24 protein-coding genes and 2 pseudogenes are annotated in these 23,664 nt (G+C 38.1%); 13 read left to right on the top strand and 13 right to left on the bottom strand.

Annotated elements, in window-relative coordinates; genetic code table 11:
* Window positions 1-182: 182 nt before the first annotated feature.
* The 3 genes from A3M5_RS23725 to A3M5_RS26825 all read right to left on the bottom strand — a co-directional run bounded on the left by A3M5_RS23725 (window position 183) and on the right by A3M5_RS26825 (window position 1,724).
* Window positions 183-605, bottom strand: coding sequence for a DUF5412 family protein (locus A3M5_RS23725; RefSeq protein WP_018393452.1), 423 nt, complete (start codon window positions 603-605; stop codon window positions 183-185).
* A 73-nt stretch (window positions 606-678) separates the two neighbouring features.
* A complete protein-coding gene (locus A3M5_RS0109100; RefSeq protein ID WP_018393451.1) occupies window positions 679-909 on the bottom strand; it encodes a hypothetical protein in 231 nt (76 codons plus the stop codon).
* A 275-nt stretch (window positions 910-1,184) separates the two neighbouring features.
* Complete coding sequence (locus A3M5_RS26825) at window positions 1,185-1,724, bottom strand: CotG/ExsB N-terminal domain-containing protein (RefSeq protein WP_502685410.1); 540 nt, start codon at window positions 1,722-1,724, stop codon at window positions 1,185-1,187.
* Window positions 1,725-1,960: 236 nt separating this feature from the next.
* Here A3M5_RS26825 and A3M5_RS0109095 point away from each other — a divergent pair, with 236 nt between their 5' ends.
* Window positions 1,961-3,052 carry a CotH kinase family protein gene (locus A3M5_RS0109095; protein ID WP_018393450.1) on the top strand — a complete coding sequence of 364 codons (1,092 nt, stop codon included), beginning with the start codon at window positions 1,961-1,963 and terminating at the stop codon, window positions 3,050-3,052.
* A 388-nt stretch (window positions 3,053-3,440) separates the two neighbouring features.
* Here A3M5_RS0109095 and A3M5_RS0109085 read toward each other — a convergent pair whose 3' ends face one another.
* A complete protein-coding gene (locus tag A3M5_RS0109085) occupies window positions 3,441-4,250 on the bottom strand; it encodes a VLRF1 family aeRF1-type release factor (protein WP_018393449.1) in 810 nt (269 codons plus the stop codon).
* 523 nt (window positions 4,251-4,773) lie between these two features.
* Here A3M5_RS0109085 and gerD point away from each other — a divergent pair.
* From gerD to A3M5_RS0109055, 5 genes are all read left to right on the top strand, one after another.
* Window positions 4,774-5,439: a spore germination lipoprotein GerD gene (gerD, locus tag A3M5_RS0109075; protein WP_018393447.1), complete on the top strand. Its 666-nt coding sequence runs from the start codon at window positions 4,774-4,776 to the stop codon at window positions 5,437-5,439.
* A 168-nt stretch (window positions 5,440-5,607) separates the two neighbouring features.
* Window positions 5,608-6,051, top strand: a complete 444-nt coding sequence (locus tag A3M5_RS0109070; RefSeq protein ID WP_018393446.1) for a MarR family winged helix-turn-helix transcriptional regulator — start codon at window positions 5,608-5,610, stop codon at window positions 6,049-6,051.
* A gap of 52 nt (window positions 6,052-6,103) precedes the next feature.
* Window positions 6,104-7,045 carry a ring-cleaving dioxygenase gene (locus A3M5_RS0109065; protein ID WP_018393445.1) on the top strand — a complete coding sequence of 314 codons (942 nt, stop codon included), beginning with the start codon at window positions 6,104-6,106 and terminating at the stop codon, window positions 7,043-7,045.
* A gap of 16 nt (window positions 7,046-7,061) precedes the next feature.
* On the top strand, window positions 7,062-8,120 hold the full coding sequence (locus tag A3M5_RS0109060; protein ID WP_018393444.1) for an LLM class flavin-dependent oxidoreductase: 1,059 nt from the start codon (window positions 7,062-7,064) through the stop codon (window positions 8,118-8,120).
* Window positions 8,121-8,312: 192 nt separating this feature from the next.
* Window positions 8,313-9,227: a cation diffusion facilitator family transporter gene (locus tag A3M5_RS0109055; protein WP_018393443.1), complete on the top strand. Its 915-nt coding sequence runs from the start codon at window positions 8,313-8,315 to the stop codon at window positions 9,225-9,227.
* Between the two features lie 178 nt (window positions 9,228-9,405).
* On the opposite strand, the pseudogene A3M5_RS26125 reads toward A3M5_RS0109055, so the two are convergent.
* Window positions 9,406-9,504 (bottom strand): annotated as a pseudogene (locus A3M5_RS26125) (four-helix bundle copper-binding protein); the annotation flags it as partial.
* 401 nt (window positions 9,505-9,905) lie between these two features.
* Between A3M5_RS26125 and A3M5_RS0109045 the strand changes: the two are divergent.
* The 3 genes from A3M5_RS0109045 (at window position 9,906) to A3M5_RS0109035 (ending at window position 13,495) form a co-directional block, all read left to right on the top strand.
* A complete protein-coding gene (locus A3M5_RS0109045) occupies window positions 9,906-11,195 on the top strand; it encodes a hypothetical protein (protein WP_018393441.1) in 1,290 nt (429 codons plus the stop codon).
* A gap of 180 nt (window positions 11,196-11,375) precedes the next feature.
* Window positions 11,376-12,080, top strand: a complete 705-nt coding sequence (locus A3M5_RS0109040; protein ID WP_018393440.1) for a response regulator transcription factor — start codon at window positions 11,376-11,378, stop codon at window positions 12,078-12,080.
* Between the two features lie 38 nt (window positions 12,081-12,118).
* Complete coding sequence (locus A3M5_RS0109035) at window positions 12,119-13,495, top strand: sensor histidine kinase (protein WP_196803559.1); 1,377 nt, start codon at window positions 12,119-12,121, stop codon at window positions 13,493-13,495.
* Window positions 13,496-13,904: 409 nt separating this feature from the next.
* On the opposite strand, the gene A3M5_RS0109030 is transcribed toward A3M5_RS0109035, so the two are convergent.
* From A3M5_RS0109030 to A3M5_RS0109015, 4 genes are all read right to left on the bottom strand, one after another.
* Window positions 13,905-14,069 (bottom strand): twin-arginine translocase TatA/TatE family subunit, encoded by a 165-nt coding sequence (locus A3M5_RS0109030; protein WP_018393438.1) that lies wholly within the window; start codon window positions 14,067-14,069, stop codon window positions 13,905-13,907.
* Window positions 14,070-14,085: 16 nt separating this feature from the next.
* Window positions 14,086-15,252: a ZIP family metal transporter gene (locus A3M5_RS0109025; protein WP_018393437.1), complete on the bottom strand. Its 1,167-nt coding sequence runs from the start codon at window positions 15,250-15,252 to the stop codon at window positions 14,086-14,088.
* A gap of 104 nt (window positions 15,253-15,356) precedes the next feature.
* Complete coding sequence (locus A3M5_RS25355) at window positions 15,357-15,506, bottom strand: hypothetical protein (RefSeq protein ID WP_018393436.1); 150 nt, start codon at window positions 15,504-15,506, stop codon at window positions 15,357-15,359.
* 16 nt (window positions 15,507-15,522) lie between these two features.
* The gene (locus A3M5_RS0109015; protein WP_018393435.1) at window positions 15,523-16,521 is read right to left on the bottom strand and encodes a multicopper oxidase domain-containing protein; all 999 of its coding nucleotides are present in this window, start codon (window positions 16,519-16,521) and stop codon (window positions 15,523-15,525) included.
* 172 nt (window positions 16,522-16,693) lie between these two features.
* On the opposite strand from A3M5_RS0109015, the gene A3M5_RS26630 reads away from it, so the two are divergent.
* Window positions 16,694-16,846: an integrase core domain-containing protein gene (locus tag A3M5_RS26630; protein ID WP_081898134.1), complete on the top strand. Its 153-nt coding sequence runs from the start codon at window positions 16,694-16,696 to the stop codon at window positions 16,844-16,846.
* A gap of 79 nt (window positions 16,847-16,925) precedes the next feature.
* On the opposite strand, the gene A3M5_RS0109010 is transcribed toward A3M5_RS26630, so the two are convergent.
* Entirely contained in the window at window positions 16,926-17,459 is a 534-nt protein-coding gene (locus A3M5_RS0109010) for a hypothetical protein (RefSeq protein WP_018393434.1), read from the bottom strand.
* 720 nt (window positions 17,460-18,179) lie between these two features.
* Between A3M5_RS0109010 and A3M5_RS0109000 the strand changes: the two genes are divergently transcribed.
* Entirely contained in the window at window positions 18,180-19,370 is a 1,191-nt protein-coding gene (locus A3M5_RS0109000; protein ID WP_018393432.1) for a M20 family metallopeptidase, read from the top strand.
* A gap of 165 nt (window positions 19,371-19,535) precedes the next feature.
* On the opposite strand, the gene A3M5_RS22710 is transcribed toward A3M5_RS0109000, so the two are convergent.
* Window positions 19,536-20,138, bottom strand: a complete 603-nt coding sequence (locus A3M5_RS22710) for a restriction endonuclease (protein ID WP_063975663.1) — start codon at window positions 20,136-20,138, stop codon at window positions 19,536-19,538.
* A gap of 340 nt (window positions 20,139-20,478) precedes the next feature.
* Here A3M5_RS22710 and A3M5_RS0108990 point away from each other — a divergent pair, with 340 nt between their 5' ends.
* Window positions 20,479-20,727, top strand: coding sequence for a nuclear hormone receptor family protein (locus tag A3M5_RS0108990; protein ID WP_018393430.1), 249 nt, complete (start codon window positions 20,479-20,481; stop codon window positions 20,725-20,727).
* 91 nt (window positions 20,728-20,818) lie between these two features.
* Here A3M5_RS0108990 and A3M5_RS0108985 read toward each other — a convergent pair whose 3' ends face one another.
* Together A3M5_RS0108985 and A3M5_RS0108980 are read right to left on the bottom strand one after the other, a co-directional pair.
* A complete protein-coding gene (locus tag A3M5_RS0108985; protein ID WP_018393429.1) occupies window positions 20,819-21,619 on the bottom strand; it encodes an NAD kinase in 801 nt (266 codons plus the stop codon).
* A gap of 233 nt (window positions 21,620-21,852) precedes the next feature.
* The gene (locus A3M5_RS0108980; protein ID WP_018393428.1) at window positions 21,853-22,404 is read right to left on the bottom strand and encodes a GNAT family N-acetyltransferase; all 552 of its coding nucleotides are present in this window, start codon (window positions 22,402-22,404) and stop codon (window positions 21,853-21,855) included.
* Window positions 22,405-22,778: 374 nt separating this feature from the next.
* Between A3M5_RS0108980 and efeO the strand changes: the two are divergent.
* A pseudogene (gene efeO, locus A3M5_RS22705) lies at window positions 22,779-23,609 on the top strand (iron uptake system protein EfeO).
* The last annotated feature ends 55 nt before the right edge of the window (window positions 23,610-23,664 follow it).

Below are 23,664 nucleotides of genomic sequence, written 5' to 3'. Positions count from 1 at the left end.
ATCACCAAATGATCGAAATGCTCTTTATAAAGAAATATATGTACTCTTATCCGTCCGATCTGTGTTAAGTCTTGTCTCGTACGCTTAGTTAAAGGTGGCTTGAAATCGTCTTAATAGAGAGGATTCTTACGTATAGTTCATAAATGTATCAAATTGTACTTTTATACTGTATCAATCTTATTTTACTCATACTTTTTTTCACGTTTTTCTTCCCATTTGGGGTCATCCTTCCAAAAGTAAACATCTTCTTTTATGTTCAATCTTTCTTCATTAATGATGATCATATCCTCATTAAGCCACTGGACATCCGTTCGGTCTTCATCGTAATTGAGATAAATATTTCTTGTTTCTTGAGTAGGATAGACCACTTCACCTCTCATTTGGAAACGACTTGTAGCACCGCCCTCCTGTACCAAATACATCCGAATGGATGATTGGTTACTTGGAGAAGGAACTTCTTTCTCAAGTGTTCCCTTTGCCCAATCCTCTGGATCGGGGTATTGAGAATTGTTGAATGCTACTATCAGCAAAAAAATAACAAGAATAACAGAAAATGAAACCCAGCCAATAATAATTGTTTCTTTTTTCAAAGGAAAGCCATTCATCTAAAAAACTCCTAACGCTCTTTTTCTCTCTTCTGTTCAGTCACTTGTTAAACAAGGGCTTATTTCAAAAAAATCACCAATCTATATCCGTATAAATTTCTGAAAGAAGTTGCCCTTCAATCGTCCCATTTTCAAAAAGAGCCTTTGATGTATCAAATTCTTGGGTAATAGAACCTCTACTTCGAGTAAGATAATACCCATCTACATTTTGACTTATCCAATACTCTTCATTTTTGTAATCAAAACTAAATTCTTCTCCCCAACCCACACGTTCTTGGAGTTCTAAAAACTCATTCCAAGTCATTTTTTCACCTTCCTTAGCAAGGCTTTATAAATAGTCTTCGCCTAACTCGATCCTTTAGTAGAAGAAGAAGTCTCCTTCTACTTTTTTAAAATCAGTCCATAATTTTGTATCATTGACATCGTATTTTTCTTTTTTTAATCTTTTTACCATTAATTAAATCCCAAAAAAGTTAACTAGTAAAAACTAGTTAACTTTATAATACGAAGGCACTTGTTAGTTCAATAAGAAGACAAGTGTCACACTCTTCAAATAGCTAAAATAGCTTTTTAATATTTTTAAAACAAGAAGTCATTCCAATTAAAGAAGTTGCTTCTATTACTGTGTCGTCGGTTACGGGAAGTTCGACGATTTCTACTAGTGCGTCGTTGGTTACGAGAAGTTCGACGTTTTCTACTAGTACGCCGTAGGTTACGCGAAGTACAACGTTTTCTACTAGTACGCCGTTGGTTACGAGAAGTTCGACGATTTCTACTAGTGCGCCGTAGGTTACGCGAAGTACAACGTTTTCTACTAGTGCGTCGTTGGTTACGAGAAGTGAAACGTTTTCTACTAGTACGCCGTAGGTTACGAGAAGTGAAACGTTTTCTACTAGTACGCCGTAGGTTACGAGAAGTGAAACGTTTTCTACTAGTACGCCGTAGGTTACGCGAAGTACAACGTTTTCTACTAGTACGCCGTAGGTTACGCGAAGTACAACGTTTTCTACTAGTGCGTCGCTCGTTACAGGATGGATCCTGGAACATGAAGTTGCCTAATCCAGAGCGATGAGCCCTTTTAACTGCACTTTGTATATCATCCTTAGAGAAATTTGACATATTCGTCCCTCCTTTCTTCTTCTTAGTTAGAGAAAGGAAACGGATACATATTTTTTACAAAAGAATCCTACCAGTGATGGTGAAAATTCCTTCTCCTTCTATAAGGTACGTAGCTGTCTTAAAAGTGATAAAGACAATTGCATACTCTTTTTAAAAATAAATATTAACTATCTTTTAGTGGCATCATTCATTTTTATTTCATATGAATAAAATAAAAATGGAAGGGAAGGGTTCGTATGGATAATGGCATGAAAATACCTGAATATCAGCTCTTTATTCATCCTTTAGATTTAAGGGAACTTCGGAACGATATTTGGTGTGATGATCCGGTTGCTGCGAAGCTAACTCTTAACAAAAAGAAATATGACATTGATATAGCCTATCGTGGCTCCCATATCCGGGATTTTCGAAAGAAATCGTATCATGTCTCCTTTTATAAACCAAGTACTTATAGAAATGCAAAGGAAGTTCATATAAACGCAGAATACAAGGATCCATCATTATTAAGAAATAAATTGTCCTTGGATTTTTTTAATGAAATTGGGTGCCTATCTCCTAAATCTCGATTTGTTTTTTTGAAGCTTAATGGGAAAAATGAGGGGCTTTATTTAGAATTAGAATCGGTAGATGAATTTTTTCTTGCAAATAGGCAACTGCCAAAAGGACCTATATTTTATGCGGTGGATGGTGATGCCAACTTCTCGTTAATGAGTGACCTTGATAAAGAAGTAAAGAAATCCCTCGAGTTTGGATATGAAAAAAAAATTGGAACAGCTCAGGATGAGTATAATCTACAAGAAATGATAATAAAAATTAATACCATTTCAAGGGAGGAATTTGAAAGAGAAATCGTGAAGTATCTGAATGTTGATAAGTATCTCCGTTGGCTGGCTGGTGTAATTTTTACCCAAAATTTCGATGGTTTTGTTCATAACTATGCACTTTACCAGAATGGGGAAACCGGGCTATTTGAAGTCATTCCCTGGGATTACGATGCTACGTGGGGGAGAGATGTAAATGGAGAAGTTATGGACGAAGATTATTTAAGAATCGAGGGATTTAATACGCTCACGGCAAGAATTCTCGATGTGAAAACATTTCGAGGCCAATACAAAAACCTGTTAAAAGACATTTTAAGCAATCAGTTTAATTTAGAATATATGAAACCTAAAATACAAGGTATGCATGATCTAATAAGACCATATATTCAAAAAGATTCATATGTAAAAGATAATATCCATATTTTTGATAAAGAACCGGATTATATATTCGATTATATTGAAGCCCGTGCAAATTATATAAGCAACAGATTAGATACGTTAGATTAGGGTTGTTTTTTGGCGATAGCACTGACGGTTGATAAAAGGGTCTTGTCAGCATTTATGAACCGTCCCTCAGATTTTGGACAATGATAAAAAGATCTAGGTTATTAAGCTGTAAGTAGGTGACTCCGGTATTTAACGGGAGTCATTTTCTTTAGGTACCATTGATACATTTCGGGTTGTAGTCGTGAAGATATTCATCAATAACTTCTTTTAACTTATCAAAACTCTGACAATCTTTATAATCTACTTCATCTTTCATAGATGAGACAATTTATTTCAAGATAAAAAAATCCTCCCTTGATCAAAAAAGGAGGATTTTTCAAAGTTAAGACGAGTATAAAAGCATTTTTATTTTTCTAAAACTTGATTTATCACTTTACTCGGTTTGCTGTTATTTAACTTTTTGTAAATTTTCTAAAACTTGATTTATCACTTCACCTGGTTTGCTGTTATTTAGGTTTTTGTAAATGCAGCTTGCCGGTTTTTCTCGTAAGGTTTCAGCAAAAGCGATGGCCAATTCGGTTTCACCCGCTACATGGATCTCTATCCAGCCTCTTTCTTTCTTCAATCGTTCTACGTTCGTACCCATGCCTTTAAAGAACCTTTTCAAGTTTTCTTTAAGCCGGGACTCTAAAAAGTCTACTTTACTACTCCCGATTACATGTTTCCCATCGGGATCCATGTTCTTCATTTCTCCCCATTCTTCAAGGTTGGGATTGAAACTGTAAGAAAAATCTTCTTTGACCATTCCCATTGCTGTATCCAATATTCGAACTTCCCCGAAGCTGGGCAAAATGATTCCTGCTTCTGGATATGCTTTGTGCATATATTCCAATTCTTCCAGAACTGGATGATCTTCCCAATGGAAGCTTGATTTAACAGGGACTTGCACATAGTGAACCGACCATAATTTCGGGTTCTTTGAAGCGAAAATGACGACTCCTTTGTGCAAATCATCCTTATTATCATCGATTTCTTTTAATACTTTTTTCTTAGCTTCTTTAAATAATTTTAATTCAGTTTCATTTTTGGAATCCGTTAAATACTTATCTAAATCCTTTAAACCGTTCTTTAAATGAATTTGCCATGCACCGTTTAGCTGGTCTGGATCACCTGGGTTGGTGTTTAAATAAACACTCAATACGCCACGTTCACCACTGTGATATTTTTTTAAGATCTGGAGTTCTTTGTTTAGAGTCATAAATTTATTTTACCTCCTCAAATTTCTCTAGGTTACCAGCATGCCCTTCGAGTGCCAAGTATAAAACTAAGTCTTAGTCACAGGTTATTGATTAAACAAAATGATTAAATGACAGAACAACGTATAAATATTTAGATATTTTCTCATACTTCTTTTTATTTATTTTGCTTCGTTTTCAATACATCATCCATTAAAATTCTTCCGTATCCTACTCTGTCCAAGTCATTCTGCAATAACAGCTTATACATATTCATCACCTCAAAACATAGTATGGCTTCAAAAAATGAAAATTATTGATGGTGACTAATTTTAACTGAATGGCAAAATAATAAATAACTGTTCAAGCATTTTTTGTATATATTAATTATTTTTTGTCAAATAATCTGTCATTGAACAGTCCATGTAAATCTGATGTGTCTATCACTGGTTTTTGCACCGGAACCAGCATTTTCCTCGTATAACTTCTCCTAACTAATTCAAAATATAAATAGCAAATTGCAAATAGAAAGGAGCTTGGATTAACATGAAGAGATACTCGCTCCTCATGATTGTAACAATGTCAATAGTTAGTGTACTGATCTCCGGCTGTGCATCTAAAGAGGAATCCACAGGTCAAATGGATTATGAAGAAACAAAGAAAATGGTTGTGGATATATTAAAATCAGATGATGGAAAAAAAGCACTCCAGAAAGTAATGAAGGATGAAGAAATGAAGAAGGTCCTTGTCATGGATCAACAGATGGTAACAGATACAATTCAAACTACCTTAACATCTGATAAAGGGGTAAAATTTTGGCAAAAGGTCTTTGAAGATCCTAAATTTACTGAAAGCTTTGCAAAAAGCATAAAAGAAGAGCACGAAAAAGTAATAAAAGGTTTAATGAAAGATCCTGAATATCAAAAAATGCTTATAGAAGTTTTTCAAGATCCTGAAATGGAAAAAACGTTGCAAACTTCAATGAAAAGTCAAGAATTCAGGAAACACCTTCAAGATGTGATAATGGAGACATTATCAAGTCCTTTATATAAAGCAAAAATACAGGAGACTTTATTAAAAGCTGCTGAAGAGGTTGGGCAGCAAGGTGGGCAATCTTCTGGGCAAAAGAGCGGTAGTGGCCAAGGAGAGTCAGATGGCGGTGGTGGCGGCGGTGGCGGTGGCGGCGGACAAGAGCAAGGTGGTGGAAGCTAAACACCCGCACAGGTTTTAGTGCAAAAAATATATGAAATAAGAAAATGCACGTAAAAACAATTAGCACTCATTTTATATAAAATGAGTGCTTTATGAGATTTTTCGCTTGCTATCTTTTCAATTGAGTAGTAAAGTGATGGAAAGGTTAGCGATGGGGAGGAAAACGAAATGCGTAATAATACGATGGGCTCGTTAATCTGGTTACGTTTAATGCGTTTTACGAACCAAAGTAACCAGCTGTCGAATGACTTTTTAAAACGTTTTGATTTAACAACAGCTCAATTTGATGTACTCATGCAAATTCGCATTTATCAGCCACTCACGCAAATGGAGTTAGCCGAAAAAGTGACGGTTACGCAAGGTGGTATTTCGCGTATGCTCGTACGTCTTGAAAAAGAAGGTTATATTGTACGTAAGCAAGATTGGAAAACGAAAACGATTAGCCTCACAGAGAAAGCTGAATCTATTTTAGAACAAGCAATGCCGGAACAACTTGCCTTTCAATCGTCATTTTTTGACGATGTATTAAACGAAGAAGAACAAAAAACACTATACACACTGATGACACGTGTCCATAAACATAGTCAAAAAAAAGAATTACCGCCTGAGTAATTTTTTTTACATCATCATTTGATTAGTCAAGTTATAAAAAGGAGGAACAACGATGTATACAATTTCTGGACATCATCACATTTCGATGATTACAAAAAACGCTCAAATGAATCATCAATTTTATCAAAAAGTATTAGGGCTACGTAGAGTGAAAAAGACTGTTAATCAAGATGATCCTTCTATGTATCACTTATTTTACGGAGATTTAACAGGTAGTGCGGGAACAGAGCTGTCGTTTTTTGAAATGCCCATTGCTGGAAGAACAACTCGTGGCACAAATGCAATCACACAAATTGGTTTACTTGTCCCGTCATTTGAAAGTCTCGTATTTTGGAAAACACGTTTTGAGTTATTAGGTGTAAAGCATGGTGAAATTACAACATATGCCGGCCGAGATGCTTTACATTTTGAAGATTCGGAAGGCTTACGAATGATTTTGTTAAATAATAACGGCGAAGAGGTCCCTGAAAATTGGTCAGCATGGAAAGACTCCATTGTTGAGCAAAAGCATCGTATTTTAGGAATGGGCACAATCGAAATAACCGTGCGTTACTTAGATCGCTTAGCGAAAACATTAAAGGACATGTTGGGTTATGCAGAAGTGTCTCGTTCTGATAAAGAAGCAATTTATCAGTCTGTTGCAGGACAGTCATTTGGAGAGATTGTCGTCAAACAGAAGGAAGGGCCAAGTGAGAAGCCCGGAAAGGGAAGTATTCATCATTTAGCAATTCGTGTGAAAAACGAAGATGAGTTGCGCTATTGGGATGAGGTCGTTAAAGAAAGTGGCTTCCAGTCAACAGGGATTGTGGATCGTTTTTACTTCCAAAGCTTATATTTCCGTGAATCAAACGGTATTTTATTTGAAATTGCGACAGATGGTCCTGGATTTACTGCAGATTCAACGGTCGAAGCGCTCGGTAAAATATTAGATTTACCACCATTTTTAGAAGAACGACGTGCGGAAATTGAAGCAAAGTTAGCACCACTTGATTAAAAAGGAGGGAGTAAACATGGAACAATATCGTATTGATACAAATAAAGGACTTGAATTCGGTTTATATTCGATAGGCGACCATTTACCGAATCCACATACAGGCTCCATGATTAGTGCCAAACAGCGTATTCAAGAATTAATTGAGGCGAGTAAGCTAGCAGATGAGGCGGGGCTAGATGCATTTGCTGTCGGTGAAAGTCATCAAACGTATTTTACAACACAGGCGCATACGGTCATTTTAGGGGCGATCGCACAGGCAACAAAAAAGATTAAAATTGCTAGCTCGGCAACGGTGTTAAGTACGTCAGACCCCGTTCGTGTGTATGAAGATTTTGCGACACTCGATTTAATCTCAAAAGGTCGAGCTGAAATTGTTGCTGGGCGTGGCTCACGCGTTGGGGTGTATAGCTTGCTTGGTTATGATGTGCGTGATTATGAAGAATTATTTGAAGAAAAAATGGAACTTCTGATGAAATTAAATAAAGAGGAAAAGGTAACGTGGGAAGGTCAATTCCGTGCACCGCTTGAAAATGCATCCATTTTGCCGCAGCCTCTAAATGGTCATATGCCAATTTGGCGTGCAGTAGGTGGCCCACCTGCTAGTGCGATTAAAGCTGGATATGCAGGTGTACCGATGATGCTGACAACACTTGGTGGTCCTGCTATCAACTTTAAGGCCTCAGTTGATGCGTATCGTGAGGCAGCAGAGCGTAGTGGTTCTGATCCAGCAACTTTACCAATTGCCACAACGAGTTTATTTTATACAGCAGAAAATTCACAGGATGCACTTCGTGAGTACTATCCACATGCTAATTCTGGTATGCAGGCATTACGTGGTGGAGGCTATCCGAAGCAACAGTTTGCGCAATCTACAGATTATCGCGATGCGTTAATGGTTGGTAGCCCGCAACAAATTATCGAAAAAATGCTCTATCAATACGAATTATTTGGTCAACAGCGCTTTATGGCACAAATCGATTTTGGTGGCGTGCCGTTCGATAAGATTGCGAAAAACATTGAGTTGATTGCAACAGAAATTATGCCAGCGATTAAGAAACATACAGCTGAAAAATAAGGAGCGTTTAGCGGAAGACACAGTGCTACTTGTTGATGTATACTCAGACATTCATCAAGCGAAAAATGCGGAATATGATTTTTAATGAGGATAATGCATTGGATGGAGGAACTGTAAATCGATTACGAAGAACTCTCTATCGGCTACTTCATTTTTAATGGCGTGATATTAAAAGAGGGAGAGTGAAAAGCAATGGGACATTCTCATTCGCATGATCATAGTCACCATCATGGAAGCAGTAATAAATCTGCTTTAAAATGGGCGTTCTTCTTAATCAGTACGTACATGATTGTGGAAGTCATCGGCGGGATCATGACAAACAGTCTGGCGTTGCTTTCCGATGCGGGGCACATGTTAAGCGACGCAGCTGCACTTGGTCTTAGTTATGTTGCTTTGACATTCGGACAAAGAGCAGCATCGAGCAAAAAAACATATGGCTATAAACGCTTTGAGATACTGGCAGCCTTTATTAACGGCATTACACTCATGGCCATATCGGTTTATATCTTTTTTGAAGCATACCAAAGATTGATAAATCCGCCTGAGGTTATCAGTGGGGGGATGCTGATCATTTCCATTCTTGGTTTAGTCGTCAATATTGTGGCTGCCTTTATTTTAATGAGAGGCGATAAAGACGAAAACTTAAATGTGAGAAGTGCCTTTTTACACGTTATAGGGGATATGCTTGGATCGGTCGGGGCGATTATTGCAGCCTTATTCATTATGTTTTTGGGTTGGAATTTGGCGGATCCGATCGCAAGTATTATTGTGGCCATCTTAATTATCATCAGCGGGTACCGTGTAACAAGAGATTCCTTCCATATTCTAATGGAAGGTGCGCCTTTAAATATGGATATTCAAGAAGTAAAGAATAAGCTGCTTTCACTGGATGAAGTAAAAGAGGTTCATGATTTGCATGTCTGGTCCATCACATCCGATTTTCCAGCACTCAGCTGTCATCTAGTGATCAATCAGGATGAAGATTATCAAATGGTTTTATCAAAAGCGAAAAAACTTCTTCTCGATGAATTTCATTTGCATCACGTCACCATTCAAATCGATAAAGAAGGCGGAGAAGATTGTTCATCAGAAGATCATTGTAATTAAAAGATGCAGTGATCTTTCAGAAGAAGTTAGGTGTCTTAATACGAACGATACGTGCGGCCGTGTGAGAGGAGATCGGGGAGGGTGGGAGTTGGTCACTCCCCTCCCACTCCATATATGGTATCAGAATTAAAAAGCTTTATTGTCCATTAAAAAATGCTTTCTCCATTCCAACGGGTTTTTACGAAGCCATTTTGCGACATGCTTCAGCACATTTTTGACAATGATCATGATCATGTTTCTTACACTCATTACCGCATGCTTCACAGATCTCTGCACATTCCAAACAAGCTTGAATACAATCATGGAAATTATGGTTCATTGTCATTCCTCCTCTTTACTGTTTTACATAACTACTATTACCTTTCTTTTTTTCTTTAAATGTAAAAAACAAAACTCCACGATTTCTGCACAATTCTTTTACATAATGAGCATATTCACACTTATTTGAATAGAAAGAAGGTATGTGATAAAAAGCTGATATTGCAGGGATTAAACGCTGGAGCAGATGATTTTGTCACAACGTTTCCAATCGACGAATATTTAAGAACGGCGCGAGGATATGGTTATAGGTGGAAAAGCGATACAGAAAAAATCAGAAATAATAACGAATATGCACAAAATCTGCACATTTAACGGATAAGGTAAAAAGAATCAGTCATTGAATGGAGGAAAAAGTGGATGGAAAAAGGATTAAAAGGATTTGTACTTGTGGCAGCACTATCAACCGCATTGGTAGCATGTTCGAATGATGATTCGAATAACATGGATGATCAAAATATGGATGGCATGGATGGCATGGACCATGAAAGCATGGATGAGGAAGGAAAGAAGAGGAGCGGTATATCTGATGAAAAATTAGCCGAATTTGCGACGGCACCAGAGAAGCTGAATGAAAATGCACAGGAAAACCTACTGACGACGAATACAAAAAATACAACACGTTTAAATACGCAAAATCCCGTTCAAGCGTCTATTCTTGCATCACAGACCATTTGGCCGGCAACGCATGAAGAAAACCAGCCGGGTACGGTGATCTTAGTGCCAAAGGACAACTGGCAGGTTGGGCTGGCTGCAGCGGACCTGATTCATCATCCGAATAATGGGCCTGTTTTGCTGACAGACAAAAATGAGCTGGCTGCAGAAACACTGAATGAGATCAAACGTTTGAATCCAATAGGAAATGAAGAAGGTACGCAGGTTATGGTGATGGGAGACATCTCAGATAGCGTAACGAATCAGCTGGCTGATTATAAGGTAGAAGCCATTGAAGGTACAGAACCAGCACAATTTGCGGCAGATGTTGATGAAAAATATGCAGCCGTATCAGGCGGTGAATATCCTGAAAGTGTCATTATTGTATCAGCTGATGAGGAAGCAAAAGCGTATTCCATACCGGCCATTAACTGGATTGCTCATATGCCAGAACCCGTTTTATATGTGACGAAAGACGGCATTCCGGAAGAAACGAAAAAAGCATTGCAGAAAAGAAAAGAAGCCACTCTCTATATTTTAGGTCCGGAGTCGATAGTGTCGAAAGAAACCGAAAGAGAACTGGGTGATTACGGAGCTGTTACACGCATTGCAGGTGAAGATCCGGTATCAAACTCCATTGAATTCGCGAAGTTTAAAGATGAGGAAACATCATTTGGATGGGGCTTAACAGAGCCGGGACATGGTGTATCATTTGTCTCAAGCGCAACACCTGATCTCGCTCTTACAGGAGCACCTTTCTCGCATTTAGGAAAACATGCGCCGGTGATCTGGCTCGAAGATGGACAAGTGACTGAACCGGTGTATAACTTCCTTGCGACAATAAAGCCGACGTTCCAGGACGATCCAACACAAGGACCGTATAATCATGGCTTTATCATTGGCAGCCAGGAAGCCATTTCTTTTGAAACACAGGGCATTATTGATGAGAAGCTTGAAATTGTACAGGCAGACGGAGAAGGTCACGAAGGCCATTAAAATAACTTTTCCCAATCATAGCCTCGGCCATCCATTCACATGGCTAGGGCTATGATTTTTGTTTTTACCATACTGAACTAGAAGTGAGATGTATAGTCTGCAACTAGTAAATTGATTTCAATTCTCTATAAATTCTATACAATATAAACGTACACTTGAACGTAAGGAGTTAAAGATAAAATGAGAAAATCGATTTTAATCGTAGACGATGAGTGGAACATGAGGAATTTGCTTAAGATTCATTTAATGAGCGATTATGACCTCGCGGAATGCAGCAATGGACAAGATGCGATTGCACTCGTTCAAAAACATTTGTTTGATTTAATCCTTTTAGATGTGATGATGCCTGAAATGGATGGGTGGGAAGTATGCAAAGCAATTCGAACAATGAACACCACACCGATCTTGATGCTGACGGCAAGAAATGAATTGAAAGACAAAGTGCATGGGCTGGAAATTGGCGCGGATGATTATTTAATCAAACCGTTTGAACTAGAAGAATTATTGGCGAGAGTGAAAGCATTATTAAGAAGATCGGACCATCATGCTCCGATGGTTGATGACAGCTCGATCGTGTTTGGAAATGGTTATTTTAAAGTTGACCGGGACGGCTATCAAGTATTTTTAGACAATGAAAAACTGGATTTAACCCCAAAAGAATATGAGTTTATTGAAACGATTGCACTGAGTCCAAAAAGGGTCTTCACACGTGAGGTACTGCTTGATCTTTTATGGGGATTCAATGATTCACGTGATATGAGGACTGTAGATAGCCACGTGAAAAATATTCGTATTAAAATCAGAGAAACGGGATCGAATTATAACCCTGTTCAGACGGTTTGGGGAGTCGGTTATAAATTTCAAGAGCCGGATCAAACTATATGAAATTCAACAGCATTACGATAAAGCTGGGCGGCAGCATCATGATCTTATTTCTGTTGGTTCTCTTCCCCTTGATTTATACGATTGATCAACTGTTTACTGCTTTTTATATGAATCAGCAGCAAGAACAAATAGAGCAATTTGCAGATAAGTATTCAGTCACGATTTCAGATGTTGAAGATATAAATTCCTATCATATGTTTGACATGCTCTCTGAATTAATCAATGCAGATCTTTTTGTTTTTAACAAAGAAGGAGAAATTTTAAAATCAACGGTAGGACTAGAATTTGAAGCAGGAAATGAAGTGATGAAGGAGCTGTATAACCCAATCTTTCAAAATCAGTCAGTTGGCATGGAGTATACAGAGCCGGAAACTGCAGATAATCTTTTCTATCTAGCTGGTAAACCGATCATTGTGGACGGTGAGGTAAATGGGGGACTTGTTGTCGTTTCAAATATGGATAAAGTAAACACCTCTATCGATCAAGTCCGAATATGGCTATTTATATCGGTCATTGGTGCGCTGTTTATCGCGATTGGCTTCACTTTTTTTATTTCGCGTAAATTATCTTCACCTCTTTTGAAAATGGAAAAAGCAACCCGTGAAATAGCAAAGGGAAAACTTCAAACCGATCTTCCTATACTAACAAAAGACGAAGTGGGCAGCCTGGCCGGGGCCATCACCGATTTGGGGAAAGAACTGGAACAATACCGGACAAGCCGAAGTGAATTTTTTGCCAATATCTCGCATGAATTACGTACGCCAATTTCTTATATTAAGGGTTATTCAGAAGTGCTGCGGAAAGGAATGGTTCAAAGCGAAATGGAAAGAAATCTATATTTAATGATTATTGAGGATGAGTCCACCCGGCTGGCGGCTCTTATCAATGATTTGTTTGAACTGGCAAAAATGGAAGAAGGCAAGCTGGATTTGCATCCCGAATGGATCGAAATGGATGATATTTTAACGAGCGCGATCAAAAAAGTGTCTCTTAAAGCGACAGAGAAAAAGATAGCGATTCTCTTGCAGCCGTCACACGATCATCTAATGATATATGTAGACGCCATCAGGCTCGAACAAATCATGATCAATTTAATTGAAAATGCCATTCGATACAGTGAACCGGAAACAAATGTGGACGTTTATACACAAGTACACAGAAACCATCTAAAGGTTTTTATTAAAGATCAAGGTATAGGCATACCAAAAGAAGATATCCCATTCATTTTTGAGCGTTTCTATCGCGTTGAGAAATCACGATCAAGAGCATCTGGAGGAACCGGGCTGGGACTGGCTATTGTAAAAAACCTCGTTGAACTGCTCGGCGGAGAGATTGAATTAAACAGTGCATCAGGAGAAGGAACACTGTTTACATTATCTTTTCCAATCGATCAAAAAGTGAGAATGGATAAATGAAAAAAATAATCAATGTCGTGATACCGTTGTTGTTCATTGTGTTGGGGATAACTTGCCTGACTATGTCCAGTACCGTTTTTCACACATACAATCCATTGCATCATATTTTAAAGTCATTTTTTTGCATATGCATTTTTCTGATCGTTCCCATTATTTTTGGACTTCTTTCCATCCATGTACTTAAAAAAAGAGGGAAAAAATAAAGTGAGGAAGCAGCGCATCTATCATTGTGCTGATCCCTCACTTTATATAGTTATTTCCTTCAAGTTGTTATTGAATATTATTGCTGTTTTTTCATTGGTAGGATGCTTATCAATCTCTCTTAATTATAGGGAACGTGATATTAAATCATCGCTCCATACTAGCATAAACAGTCAGATCATCGGGAAAAATAAGGATTAGCTCGGTATTATTTAGTATGTTTTTCATCATCATCCGCCATTAACCCGCGTGTTGACTGTTTAAATTCTCTTAGTGTAGTTCCAAGCGATCTCCCTAGCTCAGGCAACTTCGAAGGACCAAATATAATGAGAGCAGCTATACTGATTAAAGCAATACTACCTGGACCAGCCATCAAAATCCCCTCTTTTCTATTTAATAAAAAAGGCAGTAAAGTACATAATTAACATGCCGACAGTAAATCCGGTTAGGTTGAGCCACGAAACGGATGGCTCTCTATACAAGCGATGATCATCAATAAGCATTTTGGTAATCACATAAATAACTTGAAGGATAGCCCCCGCACCAATACCTAAAAATAAAGCGCCTAGTATTGGTGAAAAGATAAATCCTCCGAACCATGTACCAAGAATAGCCGGCGCACCTGCAACCGTTCCAAGTAGAAGAAAATCTCTTCCTCGGGGCTTTGATTTCAACAAAGGTGCAGCGATGCCAATTCCTTCTGTTATATTATGCAGGGTAAAGCCCACGATTAAGAAGGTTCCTAGTGCAACAGATCCTAGAGCAAAGGAAGATCCAATAGCAAGACCTTCACCAAAATTATGAAGACCAATTCCAGTGGCCATTAAAAGAGATAATCGAAATGGGGAGTACCCCTTAGCTTCTTGCTTCCGACGCTGGTATTGATCAAACGCAATCAGTAATAAAAAGGTTAGCGCTGCTCCAATAATCACGACCATGTTTCCTTGTAAAATGGAGGGCGCTTCTGCACCGATTTCAAACCCATCAGCTAAAGTACCAATGAATAAAAATAATAAAAGACCGACCGTCAAGGCAAGAATCATATTGATCCATTTCCGGTTAAACCGTTTCATGAAGGGGTACCACATTAATCCTAAAGAAATCGGAACAATACCAACGTAGAAGCCAATAAAACCGTAATTTAAAAAGTTATCCCAGTTTAACTCTGGGGTAAGGGTTGCAGCATCAACTCCACTTTCAATAACGATTCCATTAGCGGTAATTAACTTAATCCCATGAGGGTCTCCCTCTACCCAGGGATAGTTGATAAAGACGGTTCCATCTTGAAGACGTTTTAGAACAGGGCTTGGCGTTACAGTGAAATCCCAGATAGAATCATCCACAATCACTTGAGATATTTCAAGCGTTTTGGGACCTGTATTGCTGACAGAAAGTTCAAATCCTGAGTTGGTCATTTTAATCCTTTCGATATTCAGCACTTCAATAGGAGCAGCAGGATCTTTTTCAATTCCTGCACCATTCTTCAACACCCATCCTAATACTCCAACCAATAGCAAGAGAGGAACAAGCGCTGAGATGATCCATTTCATTTTCATGTTGCTTTCCTCCTTTTTTATTCGACCTCAAATAAGCCCATCCAGCCTAACCTGGCAAATTCATTCACATGTGCGTGGAACATGTATCTTCTTTATTAAACACTTCAACCAGAACATATATCTTCCTTATTAAGCACTTCAATAGGAGCAGCAGGATCTTTTTCAATTCCTGCACCATTCTTCAACACCCATCCTAATACTCCAACCAATAGCAAGAGAGAAACAAGCACTGAAATGATCCATTTCATTTTCATGCTGTTTTCCTCCTTTTTATTCGACCTCAAATAAGCCCATCCAGCCTAACTCAGCAAATTCACTTACATGTGCGTGGAACATGTATCTTCCTTTGTATGGGAACCTTATTTCTAAAATGCCGCGTTCTCCCTGACACTGCATAATTGTATCGGTAAATTGAGATGGATTATCCATCCGCCCAGTCGGTAAATACGTAAAGTAATTCGCATGGAGATGAAACGAGTTTAATAAATCAAACTCAGTGAAATTGCTAAGATAAATGCGAACAAGCTGGTCTTTTTTTATTTTAATAGGGTGATTCATAAAGGCAAATGCATACCCGTTTATCGTATAAAATTCATTTTCAGCGTCTAAATCCAGGTCATAGCCATTCATAACCATATTCAGCTCAAGTGCCTTTTCCCTTGGTGTTTTAGGGTCAATAATAAAATTACCATACAGCCCTTTATGAATATGACGGGCTAACGGAAGGACATGGCAATGATACAATTGCAATCCATAAGGTTGCGCTTCGAATTCGTAAGTAAAACTTTGACCCGAAGGAATAGGTTCGAGCCCATCCATTTCAGGTGGGTGAATCCCATGAAAATGGATTGAATGGGGATGGCTTCCTTTGTTAGTGAAATGAAAACGAAGCAAATCCCCCTCCGTGCAGCGAAACGTTGGACCCGGAATAGTTCCGTTGTACGTCCATCCTGGAAATTTAATTCCTTTCGCGATTTCAATTTCTTTATCCATAGCGACAACAGTATATTCTCGTAATGTTTTCCCGTTTGGTAGAAGGCTGACTCTTCCATAATCAAACTCAGTTAACAGACGTTCCGCCATTTTATAACCAGCTGATTTAGTCGTATCGTTCATATTCACATGGTTGCCATGAGAAGTATGAGAGGCAGCATGAGCTACATCCTGCATTCCAGAAAATTTATTCAAATAATAACTGCCTGCCACTCCAAGTGCTCCAGCGGAGCCTATCTTTAGAATATCTCTACGAGATACTTTCCCATCAGACATAACTTTCCCTCCTTTTAAAAAGTTTTCCTAAGGAAACTTTTTAGCGCTTGGCAATACTGTACGGCACGGACGAGTATTTCGTCAATAATTTTTTGACTTTTTTGAAAAATATCTTGCGTCTTGAAAAAGAAAGGTTTTGTCAATCCGCTGTAGTAGTAAAGAGACCTTCTGAATAAAGTCCAGAAAGGCGAACTGTTGGGATAACGCCTGCAAGGAAAGTTTCTTCCGCCATTTTAAAACAGAAAGTTTTTCATTTTATTCTTTCCGCTCTTCAAAAGAAGTGCAGGACTGCGTCAAGCGATACATACGTTTCTATAACAACTAGCATTTTCAAAAAATAAGCAACCTGAGCCCATATGAATACCGGACTCAGGCTGCCTAAAGTATATCTTTTTACTTCCTGTCTACTTATCAGATGTCATACCAATGGCATGGGTATGTTTTTTTTCATTTTTATTGGTAAATAGATTATCTAGGTTAAAATACCTATCAAGACTGAAATGATACATATACGTTCTAAAAATGATTAACGTAAACGCACTTGTATAAAGGACAAGACTCATTAAATTTATATTTCCAGAAAGAATAAAGTTAATGTGCATGAAGAGACAGAGTAAAATAGAGGGTATAGTTATTAATCCCATTATAATTAATAGACCTAGAATAATCTGAACGATAGGAATGATATAGTTTAAAGTCATGACATATTCTAAAGCTACGTTTTCAATGAAAACTTTGTAAAACAATGGGACATTAGGTTTATCTAAAGAACTGATTAAATAGTCATTCAGAAATACTCCAGGTTCTATAAACCATAATTTTTCGTAAATTTTGGTTACTCCAGCTAATAGCCAACCAATTCCAAAGAGAACACGCATTAAGACCACAAGGGGTGGAAACACCCCTCTTTTTTTAATTCCTTTTAATTGAAGTTCCATTCTATTTCCTCCTCTTTTTGTTTTTCCTTATCCAAACTTTTTTGCCTTAGGTGAAAAATATGAACAAAAAAATTTATAACGATGTATATTTGATTATAGATTATGAATTATATGCATTTTAACCAAAAAGTTTACCTAACGCAACTTATTTTTATGAGTGAAACAAATGGAGGACTTTAATGGAAAAATTCTTTTGAGAGTGGGAAAGCTAAAAACCCCACAGAAGGTTATGGGAGAAGAAGAGTATATAGATATAAATACTTGTTCAAAACTAATTTTATATTTTTACGATGAACTGTATCAGAAGTATGAATAGAGTTATTGTCTTAACTCATACTAAATCTTTAAGCAGTGAAACATGTTCCAGGAAAATATTAAATAATTTTCAAAAAAACATATAAAAGAGTCGCATTGAATAATCCACCAGTAGCAATCGCTTTTTATTTGTAGTAACTGGATAGGATGATTAGAAATAATAATTCTGGTATTTCACATTGAATTAGTATGGATTGGGTGCTAATATCCTTATAGGAATATTTATATTTATATTTAATATAAAAGGGTACACGAAAAAATGTTGTAGTGTTTTTCGGTTATTTATTTCTGCTTTAGCTTTTGGATATAAGAAATTCAATCGATGAATGGGATATAGAAGAGTAGCTTCAATTCAGTAAAAACGTTCAATTAGAAATTCTATAACACATAAGGGGGAAAGAGCGGATGGCAAAGAATGACGTTTTATTGCAAGACATAAACAAAGCGTTAACGGATGATTACAATGATGTAGTTAGCTGGCGAAGATATATGCACGAAAATCCAGAATTATCTTTTAAAGAAGTGAAGACAGCTGAGTACATTAAAGAGAAGTTGCTCCGCTTTGGATTAGAAGTAAAAACAAATATTGGTGGTCACGGTTTGATTGGCATTTTAGAAGGTGATCAAGCAGGAAAGACGATCGCCTTAAGAGCAGATTTCGATGCTTTGCCCATTCATGACGAAAAAGAGGTATCTTATAAATCACAAAATCCAGGAGTCATGCATGCATGCGGTCATGATGGACATACAGCTGCTTTGTTAGGAACAGCCAAAGCATTAAGCCAGTTTCGCCATCGAATTAAAGGGAAAGTTATTTTTATTTTTCAACCAGGGGAAGAAACGCCGCCAGGTGGAGCAAAGTTTATGATTGAAGAGGGAGTCCTAGATGGGGTGGATTATGTTTTTGGCGCTCATTTAGATTCCCAAACACCGTTAGGAAAAATATCTGTAGGTGAAGGATATCAAATGGCTGCAGTGGACAAATTTTCGATTCATATTCAGGGAAAAGGCGGTCATGGCGCAAGACCTCAAGATGCCGTTGATTCTATCGTGATCGGCAGTGATATCGTTAGTTCATTACAAAAGATTGTCAGCCGCGGTGTTAATCCATTACAATCAGCCGTTGTAACGATTGGTGTTTTTCAATCAGGAAGCGCATTTAATGTTATTGCTGATAAAGCGACTTTAGAAGGAACAGTTCGTACATTTGACAATGATATTCGCAAACAGGTAGAAAAACAAATTTATAGTATTATAGAAGGGATTACATCCGCATTCGGTGCAACGTATACGATTGATTATTTAAATGGCTATCCCGCTTTGTATAATCATCCGGAAGAAACAGAAACCGTTCGAACATTGCTTATTGAACAATTTTCTGAACAGAATATTGTTGAAATAGAAACCTCTATGGGGGCGGAAGACTTTTCTTATTTTCTACTTGAAAAACCAGGCACCTATTTTAAAGTAGGCTCACAAAATGAAGATGAAGCAACCCACTATCCTCATCATCATCCGAAATTCGATTTTGATGAGCGAGCTTTATTAAATGTTGAAAAATCATTTGTGAAAATTGTATCTCATTATTTATTTTAAAAATTTCTTGAATGAACACTAAAGTCTGTTTTTGACATAAAAACCAACGTAGCGAGGGCACTGATCGAAGCAATAAAGGATTTTCCAAACATATGACAAGAAGCAGCTGATCACGCGATTGATATGAAGCGAGCTGCTTCTTTTTCGTATCGTGTATTCTCTACTCTACTCCTCATTCCACTGAGTAATGGTATACGTAGGGACAAGGGTGTCTATCTTGCTCTCTGTCATGAAACGTATGAGGTGTTCTCTATCCACCAATTTTACACCACTCTTTTTCGCAAGATCGCAGGCGTTTTTTGTAAATATACTGTTTGTTACAACCCATGCTTCATTGGCGCTGTAATACGTTTTGGCGGAAAAAACTTGCTGGACAGAAGCAACTCCGACTGTTTTGCTGTATCGTTTAGCTTGTACAGCAATATAGTTACTGTCTTTTTTTAGCAATAAATCTGCTCCATAATCACCAGAAGCGGGAGTAAGTTCCACTTCATAGCCCATCTCCTCGAATAATACACTTAAATAATTTTCAAAATCTACCCCTGACATCCTATCAATTTCTCTCATACTGGATTGAAGAACTCTTTTGCTCTTTAAATGGTACGCTATCGACCGAAGATAAGCGTATAAGGCAAAAGCAGAAATAATAATCGATACAACAGTGACTGCCGTCCATGGATATTGAAAAGCAAGCAGAAAGAGGATGGAGCCGAGAAGAACTTGATCGAAAAGTACGTTTGTTTTTCTTTTCCCTTTTTTATGAGCCATGTTATATGTCCTTTCTTTAAAGTACATCCTCCGCTACTTTACTCATCTTTATGAGGGATCATGATTCATTTTCTGTTTTATTGTTCAAAATGACACTTATAGCCAACAAAGTAATGGAATGTGTAAATGGAATAGGGGAGTAGGACTGACAAGGAGGGTAAAGGAAGAGGCGATAAAAATTTTATTCTTCTTATATGAAGAAGAGTTGAATAGGTTAAACATAACCACGTGTATTTCTGACAATCGGACGATTAGCGATTTTAGCGAAGCGATACAGAACAATTTAAAAATTAAAATAATTTAAGGATTCAACTGAATACGTTGATGAGGAGGGGATGAAATGAATCCAGATGGAAATGAACAGCAGTTAAAAGAGGTTCATGAGATGATGGAAAGTAGGTTGAGATCACTTGAAGAATCAGCAACATCTGAAAATATGTCTAATGATCAGTTGTTAGATAAGAGAGCGGTGAATCTTACATTTGCTATAAAGGAAACAATCGAAGAAGCGGCGGCGAAAGGAATTGTCGTGAAAAATGTGAAGATAGAACCGACAGAAAAGGGCATTACAGTAAAATTTATTTTATGAACAATAAAAAATGAAGGGGGTCCTATTGCCCGTTAATGCGGGATAAAAAAGAGCGGCTCCCTTGAATGTAGAGGGTGCTGCTCTTTTTCATTTACAAGAATGTTCGCTGCACTTTATGCCAGAACGAATTATTTTTCAGTTTTACGGTTTTAATGATTTTGCCAGACATTTCGACTTCGATGTTTTTCGTATTTTGCACGCTGAGTGCTTCGTTGTCGAGTCCAATGACAGGGTATTCGTTGCCATCTTGAACAATGTGAAGTGTCAGTTTCCGGCTGTCGCTTAAAATAAACGATGAACCGAGCGTGCGGAATTGATTGTTGTTAAGCGACGCCATTTCACTTACTTGTATACACGGAATGAGCGGATCGACAACAGCTCCGTTTAACGATCGGTTGTACGCTGTACTGCCGGTTGGTGTCGAGACAACGATCCCGTCACCGCGGAACGTTTCAAAATGCAAATCGTCAATGATGACATCGATCACAAATGTTTTAATAATCGATGAGCGCACGGACAACTCATTTAAGCAGTGAAAGTGAGTGTGACCATCTAAATGGACATCAATGACCGGATATCGGCGTACTTCTACATTGGCTGTTTGCATCGCTGCGATCATCGATTCCGTATCGTAAATATGAAAATCGCAATATAAGCTTGCTTCTTCTTCATCCGTCACGCCAACATACAAGCAGTCGTCACGGAAACCGGATTTCCGGACCGCCTGCAAAAATGCTCCATCTCCGCCAACAGCGACAATAATATTTGCCGCATCCTGATTCGTCACAATCTCAAATCCTTGTTCTTTCGCAATCGTCATTAACTGTTCAATATCAGGCAATTTCGCTGGATCTTTTTTATAAGAGAAAAAAATATTCCGTCTCGTTTCCATTGGGTGTGACTCCTTTAACATGCATGATACCGTTTATTTTAATGGATAAAGACGACGATAGCAAAGAACAGATTGTTGTAAAGGGACGTCTATCTTTTCATAGATAAAAGGACCAGCCGTAAGGTGCTTGCTGGTCCTTCTGGAATTTGTCGTCGTTCGGAATGAGTTCCATGGACGGAATGAACGTTTCATCTTGAAGATTAGATTTGTTTGAGGAATTAACGGAATGGATGTTACGCTTCCATCGCCTGTTCGTTTTCCTGGTCATTGCGCATCAAATAAAGCGTGAAGAGGTCTTTCGGTACTTCAAATAAATCAAATACAATCTCATTTTTGTTTAATTTGGCATATACGTCTGGGCGTGTTTCATTTGCCGGAACCGCATAAGGCAGTTTTTCTGCCGCTTTACGTGAGCGGATATTCACTTTACGAATCGCCATGTAAATAGATTCAATACCGTTCTCATAAAATAATTCTTTGAAAAATTCTTCCTTCGCCGGTTCATTGTACCCTTTGCCGTGGTAAGGCTTGCCGAGCCACGTGCCAAGATATCCGGCATTGTCTTCGATGTCATATAAGTTGATTGTGCCAATCGGGTTGCCCCATTCATCTAGAATGGTCCGCGTAATTAATTCGCCGCGTTCCTCCGATTCAATATTCTGCTTCGTGACAAACACAAACTCTTCATAAGATTTCACTTTATGACGCACGAAAGGGAAGACCTCCGGGTGCATCATCAAATCAAATAAAGCATGACTTTCATGAACATCGCGCTTCTTCAACATTGTAAATCCCTCCTTTTTCATATTGAGGGCACAGCGGTTCTAGAGTCCGATTCGCCCTCGAAATTTTTTATAGATGGTAAAACGAGACCGTCACAACATCAGCCTGTCCACAAAAAAATTCAAGGATGGGAATCGAACCCATTAGAACCGGTTGAAGAAACCGGTGGCGCACCATTTGCCTTCCCATACACAACATTCAATAAAACATATCTATACCTTCATAATATTAAATTTTTACCCATTTGGAAATAGTTTTTAAACATGAATTGAAAAAGTTTTCGACATTTTTTTCAAAGGAAAAAATTAGAAAAGATTTTCAATGCCGTATAATACAAATGATAATAATAATCATTTTTGAGGGGGAATTATACATGATGAAAAAATGGATGAAGGTGTCAACAATAGTGTTAGCAGCCGTATCACTCGCAGCATGCGGCAATGACGAAGCAGCAGAACCCATTGAAGTAGATACAGCACTTGATTTAACGAGCGTAACAGATGAATACCGTGACTATGCGATCGATGAAGTCGATTTATTCGTCACAGAAACAGAAAAATTTGCAGAAGCAGTCAAAGCAGGCGACATCGAACTGGCGAAAACATTGTAAGCACCGGCGCGCATGCACTATGAACGCGCAGAACCGATTACGGAAGTATTCGGTGATTTAGATCCGAAAATTGATGCGCGCGAAGGCGATGTGCCAGAAACGGAATGGGGCGGCTATCATCGCATCGAAAAAGGACTATGGATTGATGGTACGACAAAAAGCTACGAAGAATACGCTCAGCAGTTAATAGACGACACGAAACTGCTTCGAGCAAAAGTTGAAACGGTTGACGTGACACCAGATTTGCTTATAACCGGAGCAGTTGACTTGCTGAATGAAGTATCGACATCGAAAGTAACGGGAGAGGAAGATCGTTATTCGCACACTGACTTGTATGATTTTGTAGCGAATGTAGAAGGTGCTGAGAAAATTTTTATCTTGCTAGAAGATGAGCTTGAGAAAAAGGACGAAGCATTGTCTGCTGAAATTAACGAGAAATTCCAGAATGTGTATACTCTTTTAAACAAGCATAAAAACGGTGACGATTATAAACTATATATCGAGTTGACAGACGCTGAAATAAAAGAATTAAGCCAGTCTATTGACGCACTTGCAGAGCCGCTGTCACAGCTCGGTATTGTGACGGAGGCGTCATAATGAGGAGAACAACATTTTAAAGAAAGAAGTATCTCGGCGAAATGTGTTAAAAGCA

This window comes from Bacillus sp. 37MA (assembly GCF_000372765.1).
In the GTDB taxonomy this organism is placed as follows: domain Bacteria; phylum Bacillota; class Bacilli; order Bacillales; family Domibacillaceae; genus Domibacillus; species Domibacillus aminovorans.
Note: the sequence above shows the minus strand (reverse complement) of the source record. Positions and strands in the feature narration are given on the sequence as shown.